The sequence below is a fragment of the Alteromonas sp. H02 genome (assembly GCF_059682525.1).
This window is the reverse complement of record NZ_CM185021.1, coordinates 3,343,074-3,360,591: the sequence shown is the minus strand read 5'-3', so window position 1 is coordinate 3,360,591 and position 17,518 is coordinate 3,343,074. Positions and strand designations below refer to the sequence as shown.

Sequence of the window (17,518 nt, the reverse complement as noted above, 5' to 3'; positions counted from 1 at the left end):
ATTTTCTATAGTCGTTTGCAGGTCATTAAACTGCAAGGAAATATCATGAAAAAGTGTAAATTAAGTGTATTAGTGTTGTTGTTACCTGCTATCTTTCAGGCTTCTACGGCTATTGCCAGAGACCACTTTGCGAGTGAAGCGCCAGTTAATGACAAGCGCTGGCAGCGGGTTTCTGGTCAGGCCGTGCACTATTTCCCTAATACTATCCTGCATTCATCCCGGGAAACGCAAGCGGGTAAAATTGAGCGAAGCACAGACACCATTGATCTTACCGGCGATCTCACTGGCCGTATTGTTTATCACGTTACATCAGAGTTTGATTATGCCGCTGGCACGCTGGTGAATACCGGGCATCAGGTTTTCTCCGGGACGGTGTCGGGCGGGGAGCCTGTGTTGCTGTTGGATGATAATTTTATATTCACCGTGGATCTGAATAACGGCGACACGCATGGTAAAGTGTTTCTTACCCGTACCCTCACTGGCGAAAGAACACAGTGCCGGCTCACTGTTACCGGCACAGGTTTTGATACCCAGGGCAATGGCCTGGCCGATTACAGCGGCTACTGCCGGCGCTATGGGCGGGAGTAATACCTTATTGGCGCGGAGTTAACAACAGCTCTGCGTTGGTTTGATCAAGCTGAAAATGAAACTGTTTTAACACGTTCATGCCCAGTAACCCGTCGGCTTGCTGCATGGCGGCTTCGGGCATAACAAACACGCCTATGTTACTTAGTTTATAGGGGCCAAGGGTCATGTTATCTATTTGAACCAGGGGGGAGCGAATCGGACCGCCGGCAGTGCGCACATCGAAAAGGCCAATGACCGGGATCTTATTAAATCGTCTGAGTGCTTTGTACAGTTCAAAACTGATAGCAGTGCTGCTTGCTCCCGTATCTAAAAGCAGCGCTGCCGGGCGGCTAAGGATTTCAGTTTCAGCGATATACTGGTCGCCATAGCGGGTCAGGGCTAGTCGTGTTATCGGTGTCTGTTGTGCATCAGCAGGCTTTTCCACGTTTCTTTCTAAAGAAGGAGCCTGGCCTGGTACAAACCGCTGACGCAAACTGCGGGCACCGGCATTATTGGCACTTAAATTAGCCAGCACGTCTTCCATCAGAGTAAATTTTTGTTGTCTGGCGTAGGCTTCAGCCAGTTTAAGGGTGAGAGTCTGATCGCTACTATTAAGCTGAAATAACGGCTCTAAGAATTGCGCCAGCATATCCCAGTCACCGGCGTTATAAAGCGCACTGATGGTATTTTTGATTAACTCGGCGCTGCGGTTTGCCAACTCTTCCCGCTGCTCGCGATTAAACAGGCTGAGTTCCTGCAAAGCAAAAAGGTGGCTAACTCCCACGCTTAACGGCTCGGTAGCCAGAATATAATCGGCTTCCAGCAATAGCAATTGGGCGGAGTCTGGGTTAGCGCGCAGAGCATCAATTAAAAAGCGCTCCACCCGGGCGAAGTCGCCCTGGTCGAGCCATTGCTGAACAGTGTCGATATCGGTTGCCGGCACGTCAGGCTTATCTGAAGTGCCTGAGTCGGCTTGGTAAGTTGATGCAGACTGCTGTGGCGTTGAAACTGGCGGCTTAGTCGCTTTGTCTGACGTTACCCTATTGCCTGTTTTTTTCGGTACGCCCTCAGCGGATGTGGGCGCAGGTTCAGGCCAGAGCAAATAAACGTTCAGGCCAACGGATATCAGCAGACATACCGAAACAACCAGTGCGAAGCGCGACACAATTAATCACCCTGGCTGGCCAGGCAGGCTGGCAGGTAAACGTCAACAAAAGCCCTTGGCATTCGGGTAGGAGCACCGGTAGCCAGCTTTACGCAGGCAAACTGAGTGTGGCCCCGATAAACCGTTTCGCCATCGCTTTCACGTACATACTGAAACTCCCGGGAGAGCGTGATTTTACCGTCGCATTGGGTGATCCAGGTGGCGCAGTGCAGTGTGTCGCCCAGTAAAGCCGGTTTTAAATAATGTAATTCGTGGCGGAAGATCACCATGCCCCGGCCGGCCTGCTGGTAATGTTCAAACCCCAGTCCCAGGGCCTTAGAGTGGGCCCAGGCGAGCTTTTCCTGCTGGCTTAAATAGGCCACGTTGTTCACATGATTGTAGTGGTCGATGTCCTGTGGCTGGATTGCCCAAGTAGTAATAAAGGGCTCTGGATACTGCCAGTCGAAAAGGTCAGACATGGGGTAGCGGGTTCTCTTCTGTCAGGTTAACATCTGGGGCGAGCAACTGTTGGTTGAGTGCAGTTTCAGTAGCGATAACCGGCTCGATAAAGGCTTTTACATTGCCGAGGTCTTTAAAGGCCTCAAAGCCCCTCTGTAAGAATTCGTGCATGCTTAGCAGCCCGGCCATTTTTGCCGGTCTTCGGGATAGCTTAATTAGCAGACCGATGCCCGGAATTTTTACCACATCGGCCAGTTGCTCACCTAATCCGGCCACAATCTGAATTTGTTGGGCGCGGTCATCACCACGGCCCACTTCCCGGTAGGCCAACGCATAGCTCTCTCTGTTGAGCGGCGCGTCATCGAGCGCCTGAGCCATCGCCATATCCAAATCGAATGACAGGGCGTTAAGCCACAGTGCCTGCTCAATGGCGTGCATGGCTTTATTCGGCAGGGCTTTAGCGAGTTTGGGAATAACCCGCATTAAATCGGCATCGCGCTGGCTGAAATCCTTGGGACCGTACAGCTCTTCCACAAAAAAATCCATGGCTTTGGCGTAGCTCGGCTTTTGGGCCAGCTCTGCATGAGTGGCCAGCAACCGTAAGCATTGCCATTGTTGCAGTGCCTGGATGGGCTCCAACAACTGCATTTGTTCTGCCAGAGAGCGCCGGGCATTTACCTGACGCAGATGAGCGATAATCTGTTCTACCACAAGGCGTCCTTCTTGCTACGCTGGCCGGTCGTATTTGAATATTGACTGTATAATACCTTAATCATGCTGACAAATCTGGCTCGTGCAGGCAGATTTTGCTATTCTTCGCGGCCATTAAATCACGACCATCACAAACCGAATTCTGTATGCAGCAGGCAATGGCAGCGGCCATAAAACACGACAATGATCCCGATGTAGAACCGTTAATGGCATTGTTCGACCAGACGTTTCTTGGCCGGTTCAACACGCGCCTGGTCAGAGGCGGCGATGAGCCGGTTTACCTGCCTGCTAACGAGCATACGCCTTATCATCAGATTGTCTTTGCCCATGGCTATTTCTCCAGTGCGCTGCATGAAATAGCGCACTGGTGCATTGCCGGTGAACAGCGCCGGTTGCTGGAAGATTATGGCTACTGGTACTGCCCAGACGGGCGTGATGCCACGCAGCAGCGCGAGTTTGAACAGGTCGAAGTGAAACCTCAGGCCATCGAATGGGCCATGACCATCGCCGCTAACCGGCGTTTTCAGGTGAGTACTGATAATTTAAATGGCGCTGAGCCGGATCGCGAGGGCTTTACCCGTCGCGTACGGGAGCAACTGCTGACGTATCTAAACTCAGGCTTTCCGCCCCGGGCCACAATGTTTATTTATGCGCTGCGAGCAAAGTTTAACGGGCCTGAGTTAAATCAGGCCTGGCTGGATAAGGAGTACCCGCAATGAGTAAAGCCTTTCGATTGGGCGTGGTGATTAATCCTTTTGCCGGGATCGGTGGTGCCATGGCGCTTAAAGGCAGTGACGGCGAGGCAATTCGGCAGCAGGCGCTGGCGGCGGGAGCGACTAAACTGGCTAACGATAAAATGGCCAGAGCGCTCACAAAACTGACTGCATTTAACAATCTCTCGGTACTCACTGCCAGCGGTGAAATGGGTGAACATTGCTGTGCGGCGCTGGGCTTGGAGCATCAGGTTATTTATACCAGTCAGAGTGCCGAAACAACGCCTGAAGACACCGAAAACGCGGTACGCGAACTGGTTAATCAGGGCGTTGACTTAATTCTTTTTGCTGGCGGCGATGGCACCGCGCGGAATGTGTGCAGCATTGTTGCAGACAGAGTACCGGTGCTTGGCGTACCGGCCGGGGTAAAAATTCACTCGGGGGTTTATGCGGTAACGCCTTCGGCAGCCGGTGATGTGGTGGCCAAAATGTTAACCGGTGAATTGGTAAGCGTACGCCAGGCCGAGGTGCGCGATATTGATGAGTCAGCATTCCGCCAGGGTAAGGTACGTGCGCAGCATTATGGCGAAATGCAGGTACCCGATGAGCTTACCTATGTGCAGTCGGTTAAAATGGGCGGCCGTGAAGACGAGTCCATGGTGATTAACGAGATTGCCGAATATGTAAGCGAAATCATTGCCGATGACGACGAGCATTTATATGTAATGGGCTCAGGCTCTACCGTTGCTGAAGTGATGGCGCGAATGGGCCTGGCTAACACGTTATTAGGCGTGGATGTGGTAAAACACGGCAAGGTGATTGCCGCCGATGTGACCGCCCCGCAGTTGCTGGAACTGGTCAGCCAGTCGCCGGCGCGCCTTGTGATCACTGCTATTGGCGGCCAGGGGCACGTATTTGGCCGCGGCAATCAGCAACTGAGCCCGGATGTATTAAGGGCTATTGGCCGTGACAATATCTGGATCGCTGCCACCAAACAAAAGCTTCAGCAGCTCGATGGCCGGCCACTCAGAAGTGACACTGGCGACGAGGATCTCGATAGCGAACTGGCCGGGATTATTGCGGTCATCACCGGTTATGACGACCGGGTGTATTATCCGCTGCAGTAATAACAGCAATCAATTAACGAAAAATAAGCGAGACACTATGCAACAACAGGTTAAAGCCAGCGATGAATTTGTCACGGCAGTGGAGAAAATTGATAGTGCACTGGATGGCGTGGTAGATCACGGCAGTGACGACGATCTGTTTATCGCCAGTTACCTGCAGGGACATTTTGCCGTGGAGGCCCGCAAGCTGGAACTTGATGAGTCAGCCTCAGTAGCGAAGCTCAGTCAAACCATGCAGCAAAGTCTCGAGCAGGCTTTTGCCAATAACGAACTGGAACCCGCCGATCAGCAAGCGGTGGCGGCATTGTGGCAAAAATTGCTGAACGACCTTTAACGGGTGGCAGGTCTTTGCCGCTTTTGGGCTGTAAAACCGCATTTTTTCTGGAAGAGTGAGCTGGTGCGATAATTGCAGAATCTGAACTGTTAACTCAGGTTGGATCCGATTATGCGTCAATACTCTTTGCGAACCACTATTCTTACTACCTTGCTGGGAGCCAGTTTGCTTGGCGGCTGCAGCTCTGGAACGCCGGTCATGGAAATGACTAACGACCAGGTGCCGGTGCCTGCGCTTGGTAATGTGGAATATCACACCTATGTGTTGGCCAACGAACTGTTTGCCAACGTTCGCCCGGCCCGGCAAACCCGTTATGCGGTGACCGGTTTTGTGCCGGTGGACTCACTGACCTATGACGAGACCTTTCAACATCCGTTGCAATTGCTCGGTCATCAGTTGGAAGAAGGGATCCTTACCGAAGCCACAAAACGTGGATTTACCGCTCAAGAGTTTAAGCTGACGAACGATATAATAGTAGGAGAAAAGTCCGACAGAGTGCTGTCGCGCGATATCGACCAGCTATCTGCTATGGAGCGGGTCGATTTTTTCATTACCGGTACGCTGGTTTATCAGCAGGAAGGGGCAATGGTTAACGCGCGCATTATTAATGCCCGGACCCGCGATGTGGTAGCCGCCGCAACGCGCTTTTTCCCGGCAGAATTGTTTTGGCTGGATGAGCAGGTGACAACCCGTAATGGCCGGCTATATCGTACAGAGAATAAAGGGTAATCATTATGCAAAGGGCAGTAAGGGCAACACGACTTGGCATACTTCTGCTGGCAGCCGCCGCGGCAGGCTGTCAGAGTATGGATGAGGAAATGGTGCAAACCACTCAGCCTGAAAAAATGCCATCGCTTAATGTGGTAGACATCACTGCAGCCGATCGCTCAAATCATCAGCCTATGCAGGCCGAAGATGTCGATAGCTTTGGTGCACTGGGTCAGCCACCGTTGTATTCCAGTGTTCAGGGGGCTTATAAAGGCCGTCCCTTAACCAAGCATGTGGGGGATTACGTCAAGGCCCTGACACAGGATCTGATTGCCAACATGGAGTACGTTACCAATAAAACGCCGGTGGGAGTAACCCATTTTGCTTTACTGGACTCTGATCTGCAGCAAACCAATTTACTTGGTCAGCAAATGGCCGAATCCTTTGTGCATGAATTGCATAAATTCCGCATTCCGGTAATCGATTACAAAGCCACTGACTTTATTCGAATTACCGAAGAAGGCGACTTTGTGCTTACCCGCGATTACCTGGAGCTTGATGCCAGCTTACCCATGGAATATGTGCTTACCGGTACCATGGCAAAACATCAGGGCGGCGTGATGGTTAATGCGCGCATTATTGGTATTCAGTCGCGTGCGGTAGTTGCCAGCGCACAAATGCTTATACCGTTTTACGTAGCAGACGCGCTGATCCCCAGTGATGGCAGTGAGCGCGGCGGTATGCGTGATGGTGTTAAATTAAGCCGGGGGTAATCATGCGTCAGTTCTTGGCCTGTTTGGTATGCGCGATGGCACTGAGCGGTTGTGCCGGCCAGCCTAAAAGTGGTTATTTCTGGTTTGGTAACGATGATGAAGTGCCGCCGCCAGCCGGGCATGCTCAGGTTCGCCCGCCTGAAGACAGCGGCCTTGAGTACCGGCCCGATTCCCGCGATATAGAAATGTACCGGGTTCAGCAAAATGTGCGGGGCTACCGGGATCCACTGCAAACCGGCTTCACTCCGGGTATGACCCACAAAGCACTAAATGACTACGCAGCCAGCCTGGCCATGACGCTAATGGACGGCTCGGTGCAACTGAATACCGACGAGCTGATAGGAATAGCCAGTTTTGTACGCCTTAACCGTTCGTTACGGGAAACCACTGTGCTGGGTAATCAGTTGTCTGAATACCTGATTGCCGAGTTGCAACAATACGGACTGGGCGTGGTGGATTTCAAACTGGCCAATAGCCTGGATGTCACCGATTATGGCGATCTGGCGCTAAGTCGCGAGGGACGGCGCATTGCTAAACGGATGGAAATGGACCATATCCTCACCGGTACGCTGGTGGAGCAGCCGCGCGGCGTGAATGTGAATGCGCGGATCATATCTATCGACCAACAGCGGGTAGTAGCCAGCGCCAACGTGTTTATCCCGGCATTTGTGGTAACGTCACTGGTGCCGATGGCCCCCGTGCTGGATACCGAATAAACCTACGCCTCTGGCGGGCGCCGGAATGTGCGTAACATAAACCTTTCTGGCGCCAGTGCCTGCAACAATGGTTCGCTCATTGGCAGCGGCTCATGACAAAGCTGGCTGGCCAGTATTTCTGCCATCAGCGGCGCAGTGGTTAATCCTCGCGAACCTAATCCCGTAAGCACCAACAGCGCCTGTTCATCAATAGCCACTTCGTACTGGCTCCTATGCTTGCCCTTATACAATTCCCGATAGCGCTCGGTGGTTTTCTGCGGCGGGATAACCGCACCCACCAAAGGCTGGTGATCGGCACTGCCCAGGCGAATAGACGCCCTGGCAGTGCCATCGTGTTCAATCGACTGAGCCCAATCATAGCCTGTCAGAGCTTTGGCGTGGGTGGCCAGATTTTGCTCGCTTTCTTCCTTTCTGCTGGTGGTGTTGGTATCACCTTTCACATAGGTGGAGCCAAGGGCATGGCGGCCACCCCAACCGGGCGTTAAGTAACCCTTATGACAAAGCACGGTCTTTAATTCGTTTAATGGTTCTTGCTCGGGAATTGCTTCTACCTGGCCGCGTACCGGGCGCAGTGGCAAATGGGCCAGTTCGGCCATCTCGGCACATTCGTGGCCGGCGGCAATCACCACCCGGTCTGCACTGATTTGTTGGCCATCCTCCAGCAGCTCTACGTTTCGGCCATTTTCGGATAACGCCACGCGCTGGTTATAAAACTCATCGAGTAAGCCGGTTTTCCGAGCCGCTTCAAGCTGAGCGTTAACCACTTCGGCGGGGCATAGCCAGCCGCCTTGTGGTACAAAGAGCCCTTCGCCGTGAATATCAATGCCGCTTAATTCACTGGCCTTTGCGGCGCTTACCGGCTGAATGAGCTGCGCTGGCCACAACTCTTTTTGCAGCAGGTTTTGCTGGCGCTTTTGCACTTCTTCACTGAACCCCAGCAGCAGAACACCGCAAGGCTGCCAGGTAAAGGTTAAGCCGTTTGCATTAAGGGTATCGTAATAGCGTCTGGCGTATAAAAAGCCATGAGCCTGGATCATAGCCGGGTTACTCTGGTCGGCCTGAAGTTGCGGATAAAAACCGCCTTGCCGATTGCCTGAGGCTCCGTCGGCGGGGGCAGGGGCCTGGCCAAATAGACTTACCCGGATACCACGTTGGCACAGCGCCAACGCCAGGGTGGAACCGGCAAGGCCGGCACCGATAATAGCGATATGTTGCGTCGGGTTGGCAGGCGTATCGGGATACCGGTAATGCCAGGGCTTGGTAACTCTGTGAGCCGGGGGATTTGCCAGTATGCCGGTAAGCATATCGCGCTTACGGCCGAAGCCATTCCGCTTGGCTATTTCAAAGCCAGCTGCTTTTAAGCCGCGCTTAACCACTCCCGCAGCAGTAAAGGTAGCCAGGGTGGCGCTGGTTTTACTTAAGCGTGCCATCTGGGTGAACAGTGTGTCTGTCCACATATCAGGATTTTTGCTGGGCGCAAAACCATCTAAGAACCAGGCATCCACCAAACCGTTTTGCGGGCAGTGCCATTGTGGGAGCAGTTCGTGCACGTCCCCCAGCCATAAATCGATACTGGTTTGCCAGGCATCGAAATTCATGCGATGACAGCCGCTAAGCGCGGGAGGATATTGTTCAACCAGGGCATGGACTTCTTCGCTGACCGACGGGAAAACCGCTAGCGCATGCTGTAAGTCGGCCACTGCCAGCGGGAACTTTTCGGTACTGAGAATAAATAGCCGTTTAAGCGGATGCCCGGGGTTAGCGGCTCTGAATTGTTTAAACTGCTGCATGGCAATAATGCAGTTAAGACCGGTACCAAAACCGGTTTCGGCAATGATAAAGTGCGCTGCCTGCCAGTTTAACCAGCGCTCAGCGAGATCGTTTCCGTTAATGAACACATGCCGGGTTTCATCACAACCGCTGTCGTTAGAAAAATAGACATCATCAAAGCTGTCTGCCACGGGCGTTCCGGACTGGTTAAAATGGACGTTGGCAGATTGCAGGCGTTTACTCATGGCGTGGTGTTTCGGGTTAATCATTGAAAGCGGGCTATAATAACAGTATTAGTAAACGCATAACAGAAATCGAACCTGAAGCCGACATCGCGGTCGAAATACACTACAATGGTAAAATTCTCGGATTGAGGTGGAAATTTGCTACCAAATCACGTAGAACAGGGTCGCAAAAGAGCAGACCACTTAGTGTCATAAAATCATTACCATATGCGGCACTAACGCAAAAGGATAATTATGAGAAGAGCAGTTATTACAGGGCTGGGTATTGTATCCAGTATCGGCATAAATCAAGAACAAGTTACCGCCTCACTCAAAGCAGGCAAATCTGGTATTACCTTTTCCGAAGAGTTTGCAGAAATGGGCATGCGTAGCCAGGTATGGGGCAACGTCGATATCGATTTCAGCGAGCATATCGACCGTAAAGTAATGCGCTTCATGGGCGACGCGGCCGCTTATGCTTACGTGGCCATGAAACAAGCTATTGAAGATAGCGGCCTTAGCGAAGAGCAGGTATCAAATATTCGTACCGGTATTGTAGCGGGTTCTGGTGGTGGTTCGTCCAAAAACCAGGTCGGCTCAGCAGACGTGATCCGCGAGAAAGGCGTGAAGCGTGTAGGCCCGTATATGGTCCCGCGTTGCATGGGTTCAACCGTTTCGGCTTGTCTGGCCACGCCATTTAAAATTTTAGGCGTAAACTATTCAATTTCTTCAGCCTGTGCCACCAGTGCTCACTGTATTGGTCACGCGATGGAACTTATCCAACTGGGTAAGCAGGACGTGGTATTTGCCGGGGGCGGTGAAGAGCTGAGCTGGGCATTGTCTGGTCAGTTTGATGCCATGGGTGCATTGTCGAAAAAGTACAATGACGACCCGGCAACCGCATCACGCACCTACGACGCAGACCGCGACGGTTTTGTTAGTTCTGGCGGTGGCGGTATGGTTGTGGTTGAAGAGCTTGAACATGCTCTGGCCCGCGGTGCCACGATCTATGCAGAAATAGTCGGCTATGGCGCGACCTCTGACGGTTACGACATGGTTGCACCATCCGGCGAAGGTGCTGTGCGTTGTATGCAAATGGCGCTACAAGGCGTTGACGATCCAATCGATTACCTCAATACCCACGGTACTTCCACACCTGTAGGTGACGTAAAAGAGTTAGCTGCCATTCAGGAAGTCTTCGGTCAATCCGGTGTACCGCTGGCCTCAACCAAATCGCTGACAGGTCACGCTTTAGGTGCTGCAGGGGTTAACGAGGCCATTTACAGCCTGTTAATGATGAAGCACGGCTTTATTGCGCCGTCGATCAACATTGACAACCTTGACGAAGCGGCGGCAGGCCTTGACGTGGTAACCTCTACCCGTGAAGCCACGCTGAACACGGTAATGTCTAACAGCTTCGGCTTTGGTGGTACCAATGCGTCGCTGGTAATGAAACGCTTCGAAAAATAAGCGCAGTTATTCAGCCGGAGCGACCGCTCCGGCTGTTATTCCCATTTGTTGTTAAACCGCACTGAATAGTTTTTCGGTTCCCCGCGAACTTACGATAAACTCCTACCCCATGAAAATACGTTACGAAAACTCGTTGCCGCTGGCAGCAGAATATTTTGGCAGCTTTGGTGAAGCTTCAGGTTATGACGTTGGCACGCTAACGCCTGAGCAACTGGTAGATTTTGACGTACTGGCTGTGCGTTCGACTACCCGGGTGACGCCTGAATTGCTTAATTGTGCTAATCGGCTAACTCTGGTCGGTACGGCAACGGCGGGGATTAATCATCTGGATACCCGCTACCTGGATGCGCAGGGGATTTACTGGATGTCGGCGGCCGGATGTAACGCACAGGCCGTGGCTGAGTACGTGCTAAGTGTGCTGTGTAATGCGCACCTCGAAGACATTACTGACCTAAAGCGCGCCCGGGTAGGCATTGTTGGGGCTGGCCACGTAGGCAGTGCATTATCGCGCTTACTCGACGTTCTCGGCATCGAGTATGTGTTGTATGACCCGCCGCTGGCAGAGCAGGGTGATGAACGCCCTTTTTCTGACTGGCTGACTATTCTGAACTGCGACGTAATTACTTTGCATGTTCCCTTTGTGCAAAACGGAGCTTTCCCCACCGATAAAATGATCGATGCAGAGGTGCTGGCCGGTTTGAGTGCTAAGCAATTGCTTATCAACGCCTGTCGTGGCGAGGTCATAGATGAGGTGGCGTTAAAGCAGCGTTTAATGGCGGGCGATGGTCCTACGGTAGTGCTGGATGTGTTTGCCAATGAGCCGGATATTGATGCCGATTTGCTGCAGTACCTGTGGCTCGCGACACCGCACATAGCCGGGCATACTCTGGAAGGTAAATACTCCGGTACCCAGATGGTATATGAGGCCATTTGTGATCTTGCCGGACAAACACCCGAGAAATCACTGGATGATTTTTTACCCGAACGGCCAAATTTACACGTAGACCTTGAATTATGTAGCGATCAAGGCGACAATCTCGCCCCCGCCATAGCACTCGTGCTGTCGGTATACGATGTAAAAGAAGACAATAATCATTTTCGTAAGGGGCTGGCAGGGCCAACGAGTTTCACTGCCATGCGAAAACAGTACAGAGTTCGACGCGAATTAGCCGGTCATAAGGTTGAATGTTCGCAGCAACCGGACTCAGCGATTGCAACGCAACTTGCAAAATTAGGCTTTAACCTAAAATAACGACAGAACAGAAAAAGTCAGTTTTTTTAAAGTGCAGATACCTGCCAAGTTAGAGTATTAGGAGCTTAACCTACTATGTCACAAGCCTTTAACGTTGCCGTTCTTGGTGCCACCGGTCTGGTTGGTCAGACCATGATTGAAATTCTGGAACAACGGAAGTTTCCGGTTGCAAAACTGTATCCGTTAGCCAGTAAACGTTCTGCCGGCGGTACGATTACGTTTAAGGGCGAAGATGTAGAAGTGCTGGATGCCGAAGAATTTGACTGGACCCAGGTGCAGTTTGGTTTCTTCTCTGCTGGTGGCAGTGTGTCGGCAGAATTTGCCCCACGCGCTGCAGAAGCCGGGTGTATCGTGATTGATAACACTTCACATTACCGCTATGAGCCGGATATCCCGCTGGTAGTGCCGGAAGTCAACGCTCACGCGCTGGCCGATTTCCGCAACCGTAATATCATTGCCAACCCGAACTGTTCTACCATTCAGATGCTGGTGGCGTTAAAGCCAATCCAGGACGCTGTGGGCATTGAGCGCATTAACGTTTGTACTTATCAGTCTGTTTCAGGTGCGGGTAAATCTGCTATGGAAGAGCTGGCTAAGCAAACAGCCGACCTGCTGAGCTCGCGTGAAATCACGCCGGAAGCCTTCAGCCGCCAGATCGCTTTTAATGCGATCCCGCAAATCGATGTCTTTATGGACAATGATTACACCAAAGAAGAAATGAAAATGTCCTGGGAAACCAAGAAAATCATGGGTGACGACACCATCCTGGTTAACCCTACAGCGGTACGTGTACCGGTGTTCTTTGGTCATGGTGAAGCCATCCACATTGAAACCCGTCAGCCAATCGATGCTGAAGAAGTGAAGCAACTGCTGGCCAATGCGCCGGGCGTAAAAGTTTACGAAACCCGCGAAGAGTTTCCCACTCAGGTGAGCAGCGCCAGTGGTAACGACGAAGTCCACGTTGGCCGTATTCGCAACGATATCACCCATCCGAATGGTATCAACATGTGGGTCGTGTCTGACAATATCCGCAAGGGTGCTGCGACTAACAGCGTACAGATAGCCGAAACACTGGTTCGCGATTATTTGTAAGCTAACACGCTGAGCGTTCTAAACTTCTGACCAATTTGGTCGATAACACAAAAGCGGGCTGGTTCCCGCTTTTGTTGGTTTTAGCGTTGGATGCTTTTAGACTTAGGTCTATAAATACGCCTTAAAGGTCATCAGGCTGCAACATTTTCTAGATCGACCCGGGCAACTGGTTTATATTTTACTAAGTGTAAAGAGCCAGAAACTGGCTGATAAAGGCTTACAACGAAGCAAGGTGAAACAAACCTGGCAAGGTTAATCACCAAAGCCGTCCCCGCAGCAGTTACGGGGGAAAATTGCCAACATAACAACAAACAGGCCAGCCTTTGCGCGCTAATGTAAGGGCTGGCACCGCGAATGTGAACCGTGATGATGACATCCGGCACATGACGCTTGAGGGCAAAAAAGGAACGCTATGAAATTGCATTTAACCGGCTGCATACTACTGATGATGTTGATCAGCTTAGTCAGCGATCCGGTTGCCGCACAAAATACGCCTCTCAGAGGGCCGAAAGACGCAACTAACCAGTATTCTGGCGTGGTGTTCGGGCCTATCGACGGCAACGATACCCTGTGGCGGGTAGCCAGCCGCTATCGGCAAAATCCTAACCTGTCTATTTACCAGGTGATGGTGGCAATTTATGAGCTCAATCCCGATGCCTTTGAACAAAACAACCTGAATCTGATGGTAGATGGAGCAACATTAAAGCTACCATCCGAACGCTACATCGCCCGTATCGATAAAGAGAAAGCCCGTCAGAAAGCCGAAGCCGATGACGCCGCCTTTGCCCGCATGGCGAATCAACCCGGCGACAGCCTGAATAACCTTAAACCACCTGTGCCCCTGGTTAATCAGGATGACCTGACACAAACCAAAACTCAACTGGAGCAGCAGCTCAGCCAGATTGATGCCTCTCAGGCCCGTCAGTTTGAACAACTGCGTGATCAATTTGCCGCCTCTATCGACAGTGTGCAGATGCTGTTAGACGATAACCGTAAGCTTTACGAACGCATCGAGAAAATCAATGAAGACCTCAGTGCCTTGCGCGGTCGCGTTGATGATGAAGTTGAAGTGAAGGTGGATGAGCAACTGGCATTACAGCGTGAGTTGCGAGAACTGATTTTAAGCGAAAAGGCCGCTAAAGAAGCCGAGCAGTCAAATTCGTTTATGGAAGCCCTCACCAGCCCCATGGCACTGATAGCCGGAACCGGTTTATTAACGTTTTCTGCCATTGCCGGGCTGATTGTGTGGTTAATGAAACGCAAGTCAAAGCCTGAAGAAGAAATTACCCTGCCGCCAAAAGAGTCTGCGCCTGAACCTGAGGAGGGCATTGCCGATCTGTCCACTGCTCTGGAGTCTGAGCTTGGTGATGATGAGCTGTCGGATGAAGAGCTGTTCAACGATGACGATCTGCTCGATGACGTGTTGTCGACAGAACTGGAAGAGTCACTCAATGACGACGACAGCTTTGCTGATCTTAACGATGACATGCTGGTGCCGGATGAGTCCAAGGAAGAGTCCTTCGAGGAAGGTGACTCTGCACTGGATCAGGACGACCTTGATAGTCTGTTTGATGATGAGTTCAGTAATCAGGAGTCTGTTGACGCTATCGATCTGTCTGATGATGATGACTTACTTGATAACTTCGATGAGGATGAAGGCAATAAAGATCTGGCCGATTTTTCTGCAGAAGTCGAAGAAGATGAACCAGACGTACCAGAGCAAACTTCAGATGAAGAACTGGCCGCGTTACTTGATGATCCGGAGCAGGTTTATCAGTCTGAACCGACTCCGGAACCAACCTCCGATGCAGAAGATGACAGCGGTGACATTACTGATGCCGATGATATCGATGCCATTTTAGCGGCACAACAGGGTGCGTCAGAGGCCGCCGGATCCGGCGACACTGACGAGGAAGAGGCGCCGGAAATCTCAATAGATGATTTGCTGGAAGAGAATAAACTCAGCGAAGAAGAAAAAGCCAACCTACCGGTAGACGATGGTCCGCTAGGCGATGAAATGCTTGAAAAACTGGATGATGAAATCACCCAGCAGTCACAGGCTCTCGATCGCCTGACTGACAGCATTATCAGTGAGATTGACCAAATTGAAATGATGGGCGATTTGGCGGGCGATCTGGATGATGAAGATGACGAAGAAGGTGATCTGCTGGACGACGCCATCGCATCCGCATCTGAAAGCGCCGAAAGTGATGAATCAAAACTGCAGAGTATTGATGAAATTACCGACGATCTCGATGAAATAGACTTTGATAACATCGAAAATGCCGATGCCTTTGACGATCCGTTATCCGATGAGTTATTGGCAGAACTCGAAGCCGAGTTACCGGAAGAAGACTCTACAGATGAAACTACTGCCGATTCAGGCGAAGACGAATTCGATGAGGCGCAGTTTGAGCAGGAAGTCAGTGACGATTTAACCGACGAACTGCTGAAAGAGCTTGAAGGTGACCCAGAAGACGAGCCAGAAAACGATGAAGGAAAGGAAGACTCGTCGCTGGATGCCGGGACTGATGACGTCGATGAATCAGACCTTGAGGATGACCTCACTCGTGAGTTGCTCAGTGAACTTGAGCAAAGCGAAGAAGATGATGATGTGGTGGAAGTTGAAGCTGATGAGGCATCACTTACCCCGGATGAAGAGCAAACGTCTGACATCGATGAAGCGCTGGCTGAAGACAATCAAGATTTTGACGACCCGTTAACTGATGACCTGCTGGCTGAATTGAGTGCCGAAGAAAACGAAGGAAATGATGCTGGCGATGAGGATGAACAAACCCAGGCGCTGACCGAAGAACTCGATGAACTGGATAGCTCGGAACCCGCTTACAGCCCGGATGAAGAGGTCACGGTGGAAGATACCACCGAAGAAACGCCTGATGAACTATCTGAAGAGCTTGAACCGGAATTACCAGACATCGACACTGCCGAGCCAGAGCCAGAGCCAGAGCCAGAGCCAGAGCCAGAGCCAGAGCCAGAGCCAGAGCCAGAGCCAGAGCCAGAGCCAGAGCCAGAGCCAGAGCCAGAGCCAGAGCCAGAGCCAACTGAAGATACTGATAACAGTGACGATCTGAGTGATGACGCATTAGACCAAGCCCTGGCCGAATTTGATCGGCAGATGATGGATGACATTCCGTCGTTATCCAGTGAATCAGAATCTGCCGAACCAGAGCAGTCAGATGATATCGATGACGATATTCTCGGACAGGCACTGGAAGATTTTGAGAGTGAAATCGATAGCTTCGAACTTGAACAAGAGCAGGATGGCGTATTACCGGGAGAGAGCGAATCTCAGCAAGAGCGCTCCAGTCGCCCGGGTGATTTCGATGAGCTTGAGGATGTGCCGGGCCTCGATGAGTGGCTTCACGACAGCGATTCAGGTGAAGAGGCAGCCATTCTGGATGAGCTGGATAAAAGCGAATTTGATGAGTTGCTCGGTGCCATTGATAACGAGGACGAAGCTAAGCCAGAAGAGGAAATCGAAGAGCTTGCACTGGATAATCCAGACCTTGATTTAAATGCGCTATTCAGTGAACAGCCAGAAAGTACAGAAGAAGAATCTTCAGGCTTTGAGCCGGTGGCAGAAGAGCCTGCAACGCCCGAGGAAGACTACGTTGATGTAGAAACCCTCATGGCCCAGGCCGACGATGTGCCGGAGGCCGAAGATGAAAAAGATCTGGACCTCAATGTCAGTTTGTCTGAATTCAGCGGCGTCAGCGACGACGATGACGTATTTGATATCGATAAAGATGCGGGACAGAACGCTAACCTGGACCTGGCCCGGGTTTATATTGAAATGGATGATCCGGAGGCGGCGAAAGAGTTGCTTGAAGAAGTCATGAATAAAGGCTCTGAAGCGCAACAGGCAGAAGCCAGAAAACTCATCGATACCTTGTAGTGCAGGCAATGTAATGGTTAAACCAATGATGAAATTATTTGTCTGTGGGATGTTACTGAGTTTTGCCTGCGGAACCTTTGCCAGACAGATAGATACTTCACTACTGGTTGGCACCTGGGGCAATTCTGAAGATGGCGGCAACACTTTCTGGGGCTACGATAAATACCTTGAAGATAGCACGCTGGTATCGTGGGGCACTTATCCTGAGACTGACTTCAGCTATAAAGTACGGGCCGATTACGAGGTAAAGGTTAAGTTCGGCACTTTTTCCTGTCTTACCATTACCGAATCCAGCCCCATCACCGACTTCGTTGGTGAGTTCTGGTGTGATGAAATCGTTGAGCTAACCGCTGAAACGTTTACGTTCAAAAGTTCAGATGGTGAACTTACCACCCTCTACCGGATGCCCTGAAGCGTACTTACCAAAATTAACGCTACCAAAGTAGACCGCCTTTTCCTTCATCATAATTTTTCGGCCAGTCGTGGCATTGGCGTTCTTTACATTCTATATTTGGCGCACAATAAATTCGGGAAATAACACT

Annotated in this window: 16 protein-coding genes; 12 read left to right on the top strand and 4 right to left on the bottom strand. The window is 51.3% G+C overall.

Annotated elements, in window-relative coordinates:
• Positions 1-45: 45 nt before the first annotated feature.
• Positions 46-588, top strand: a complete 543-nt coding sequence (locus AC566Q_RS15455) for a hypothetical protein (protein ID WP_499607790.1) — start codon at positions 46-48, stop codon at positions 586-588.
• 4 nt (positions 589-592) lie between these two features.
• Here the strand turns inward: AC566Q_RS15455 and AC566Q_RS15450 are convergent, their stop codons facing one another.
• Genes AC566Q_RS15450 through AC566Q_RS15440 form a run of 3 tightly spaced genes read right to left on the bottom strand, consistent with a single transcriptional unit; the run spans position 593 to position 2,881 of the window.
• Positions 593-1,732 (bottom strand): retroviral-like aspartic protease family protein, encoded by a 1,140-nt coding sequence (locus AC566Q_RS15450; protein WP_499607787.1) that lies wholly within the window; start codon positions 1,730-1,732, stop codon positions 593-595.
• A 2-nt stretch (positions 1,733-1,734) separates the two neighbouring features.
• The gene (locus AC566Q_RS15445) at positions 1,735-2,190 is read right to left on the bottom strand and encodes an acyl-CoA thioesterase (protein WP_499607784.1); all 456 of its coding nucleotides are present in this window, start codon (positions 2,188-2,190) and stop codon (positions 1,735-1,737) included.
• On the bottom strand, positions 2,183-2,881 hold the full coding sequence (locus AC566Q_RS15440) for a DUF8198 family protein (RefSeq protein WP_499607781.1): 699 nt from the start codon (positions 2,879-2,881) through the stop codon (positions 2,183-2,185). Before AC566Q_RS15440 ends, AC566Q_RS15445 begins: the two co-directional genes overlap by 8 nt.
• 158 nt (positions 2,882-3,039) lie before the next feature.
• Between AC566Q_RS15440 and AC566Q_RS15435 the strand changes: the two genes are divergently transcribed.
• The 6 genes from AC566Q_RS15435 to AC566Q_RS15410 all read left to right on the top strand — a co-directional run bounded on the left by AC566Q_RS15435 (position 3,040) and on the right by AC566Q_RS15410 (position 7,252).
• On the top strand, positions 3,040-3,600 hold the full coding sequence (locus AC566Q_RS15435) for an elongation factor P hydroxylase (RefSeq protein ID WP_499607778.1): 561 nt from the start codon (positions 3,040-3,042) through the stop codon (positions 3,598-3,600).
• Positions 3,597-4,721, top strand: a complete 1,125-nt coding sequence (locus AC566Q_RS15430; protein ID WP_499607775.1) for an ATP-NAD kinase family protein — start codon at positions 3,597-3,599, stop codon at positions 4,719-4,721. The genes AC566Q_RS15435 and AC566Q_RS15430 overlap by 4 nt, the downstream gene beginning before the upstream one ends.
• Before the next feature lie 37 nt (positions 4,722-4,758).
• A complete protein-coding gene (locus AC566Q_RS15425) occupies positions 4,759-5,055 on the top strand; it encodes a YfcL family protein (protein ID WP_499607772.1) in 297 nt (98 codons plus the stop codon).
• Positions 5,056-5,166: 111 nt separating this feature from the next.
• Positions 5,167-5,784: a FlgO family outer membrane protein gene (locus tag AC566Q_RS15420; RefSeq protein ID WP_164464755.1), complete on the top strand. Its 618-nt coding sequence runs from the start codon at positions 5,167-5,169 to the stop codon at positions 5,782-5,784.
• A gap of 5 nt (positions 5,785-5,789) precedes the next feature.
• Positions 5,790-6,536: a FlgO family outer membrane protein gene (locus AC566Q_RS15415; protein WP_499607769.1), complete on the top strand. Its 747-nt coding sequence runs from the start codon at positions 5,790-5,792 to the stop codon at positions 6,534-6,536.
• A 2-nt stretch (positions 6,537-6,538) separates the two neighbouring features.
• Positions 6,539-7,252 (top strand): FlgO family outer membrane protein, encoded by a 714-nt coding sequence (locus tag AC566Q_RS15410; protein WP_499607766.1) that lies wholly within the window; start codon positions 6,539-6,541, stop codon positions 7,250-7,252.
• A 2-nt stretch (positions 7,253-7,254) separates the two neighbouring features.
• Here the strand turns inward: AC566Q_RS15410 and mnmC are convergent, their stop codons facing one another.
• Positions 7,255-9,267, bottom strand: coding sequence for a bifunctional tRNA (5-methylaminomethyl-2-thiouridine)(34)-methyltransferase MnmC2/FAD-dependent 5-carboxymethylaminomethyl-2-thiouridine(34) oxidoreductase MnmC1 (gene mnmC, locus AC566Q_RS15405; protein ID WP_499607763.1), 2,013 nt, complete (start codon positions 9,265-9,267; stop codon positions 7,255-7,257).
• Between the two features lie 234 nt (positions 9,268-9,501).
• Here mnmC and fabB point away from each other — a divergent pair, with 234 nt between their 5' ends.
• From fabB to AC566Q_RS15380, 5 genes are all read left to right on the top strand, one after another.
• Positions 9,502-10,716: a beta-ketoacyl-ACP synthase I gene (fabB, locus tag AC566Q_RS15400; RefSeq protein WP_105933937.1), complete on the top strand. Its 1,215-nt coding sequence runs from the start codon at positions 9,502-9,504 to the stop codon at positions 10,714-10,716.
• A gap of 109 nt (positions 10,717-10,825) precedes the next feature.
• A complete protein-coding gene (locus AC566Q_RS15395) occupies positions 10,826-11,968 on the top strand; it encodes a 4-phosphoerythronate dehydrogenase (protein WP_499607760.1) in 1,143 nt (380 codons plus the stop codon).
• A gap of 75 nt (positions 11,969-12,043) precedes the next feature.
• On the top strand, positions 12,044-13,060 hold the full coding sequence (locus AC566Q_RS15390; protein ID WP_499607758.1) for an aspartate-semialdehyde dehydrogenase: 1,017 nt from the start codon (positions 12,044-12,046) through the stop codon (positions 13,058-13,060).
• Positions 13,061-13,472: 412 nt separating this feature from the next.
• Entirely contained in the window at positions 13,473-16,976 is a 3,504-nt protein-coding gene (locus AC566Q_RS15385) for a FimV/HubP family polar landmark protein (protein ID WP_499607756.1), read from the top strand.
• 25 nt (positions 16,977-17,001) lie between these two features.
• Complete coding sequence (locus AC566Q_RS15380) at positions 17,002-17,388, top strand: hypothetical protein (RefSeq protein ID WP_499607753.1); 387 nt, start codon at positions 17,002-17,004, stop codon at positions 17,386-17,388.
• The last annotated feature ends 130 nt before the right edge of the window (positions 17,389-17,518 follow it).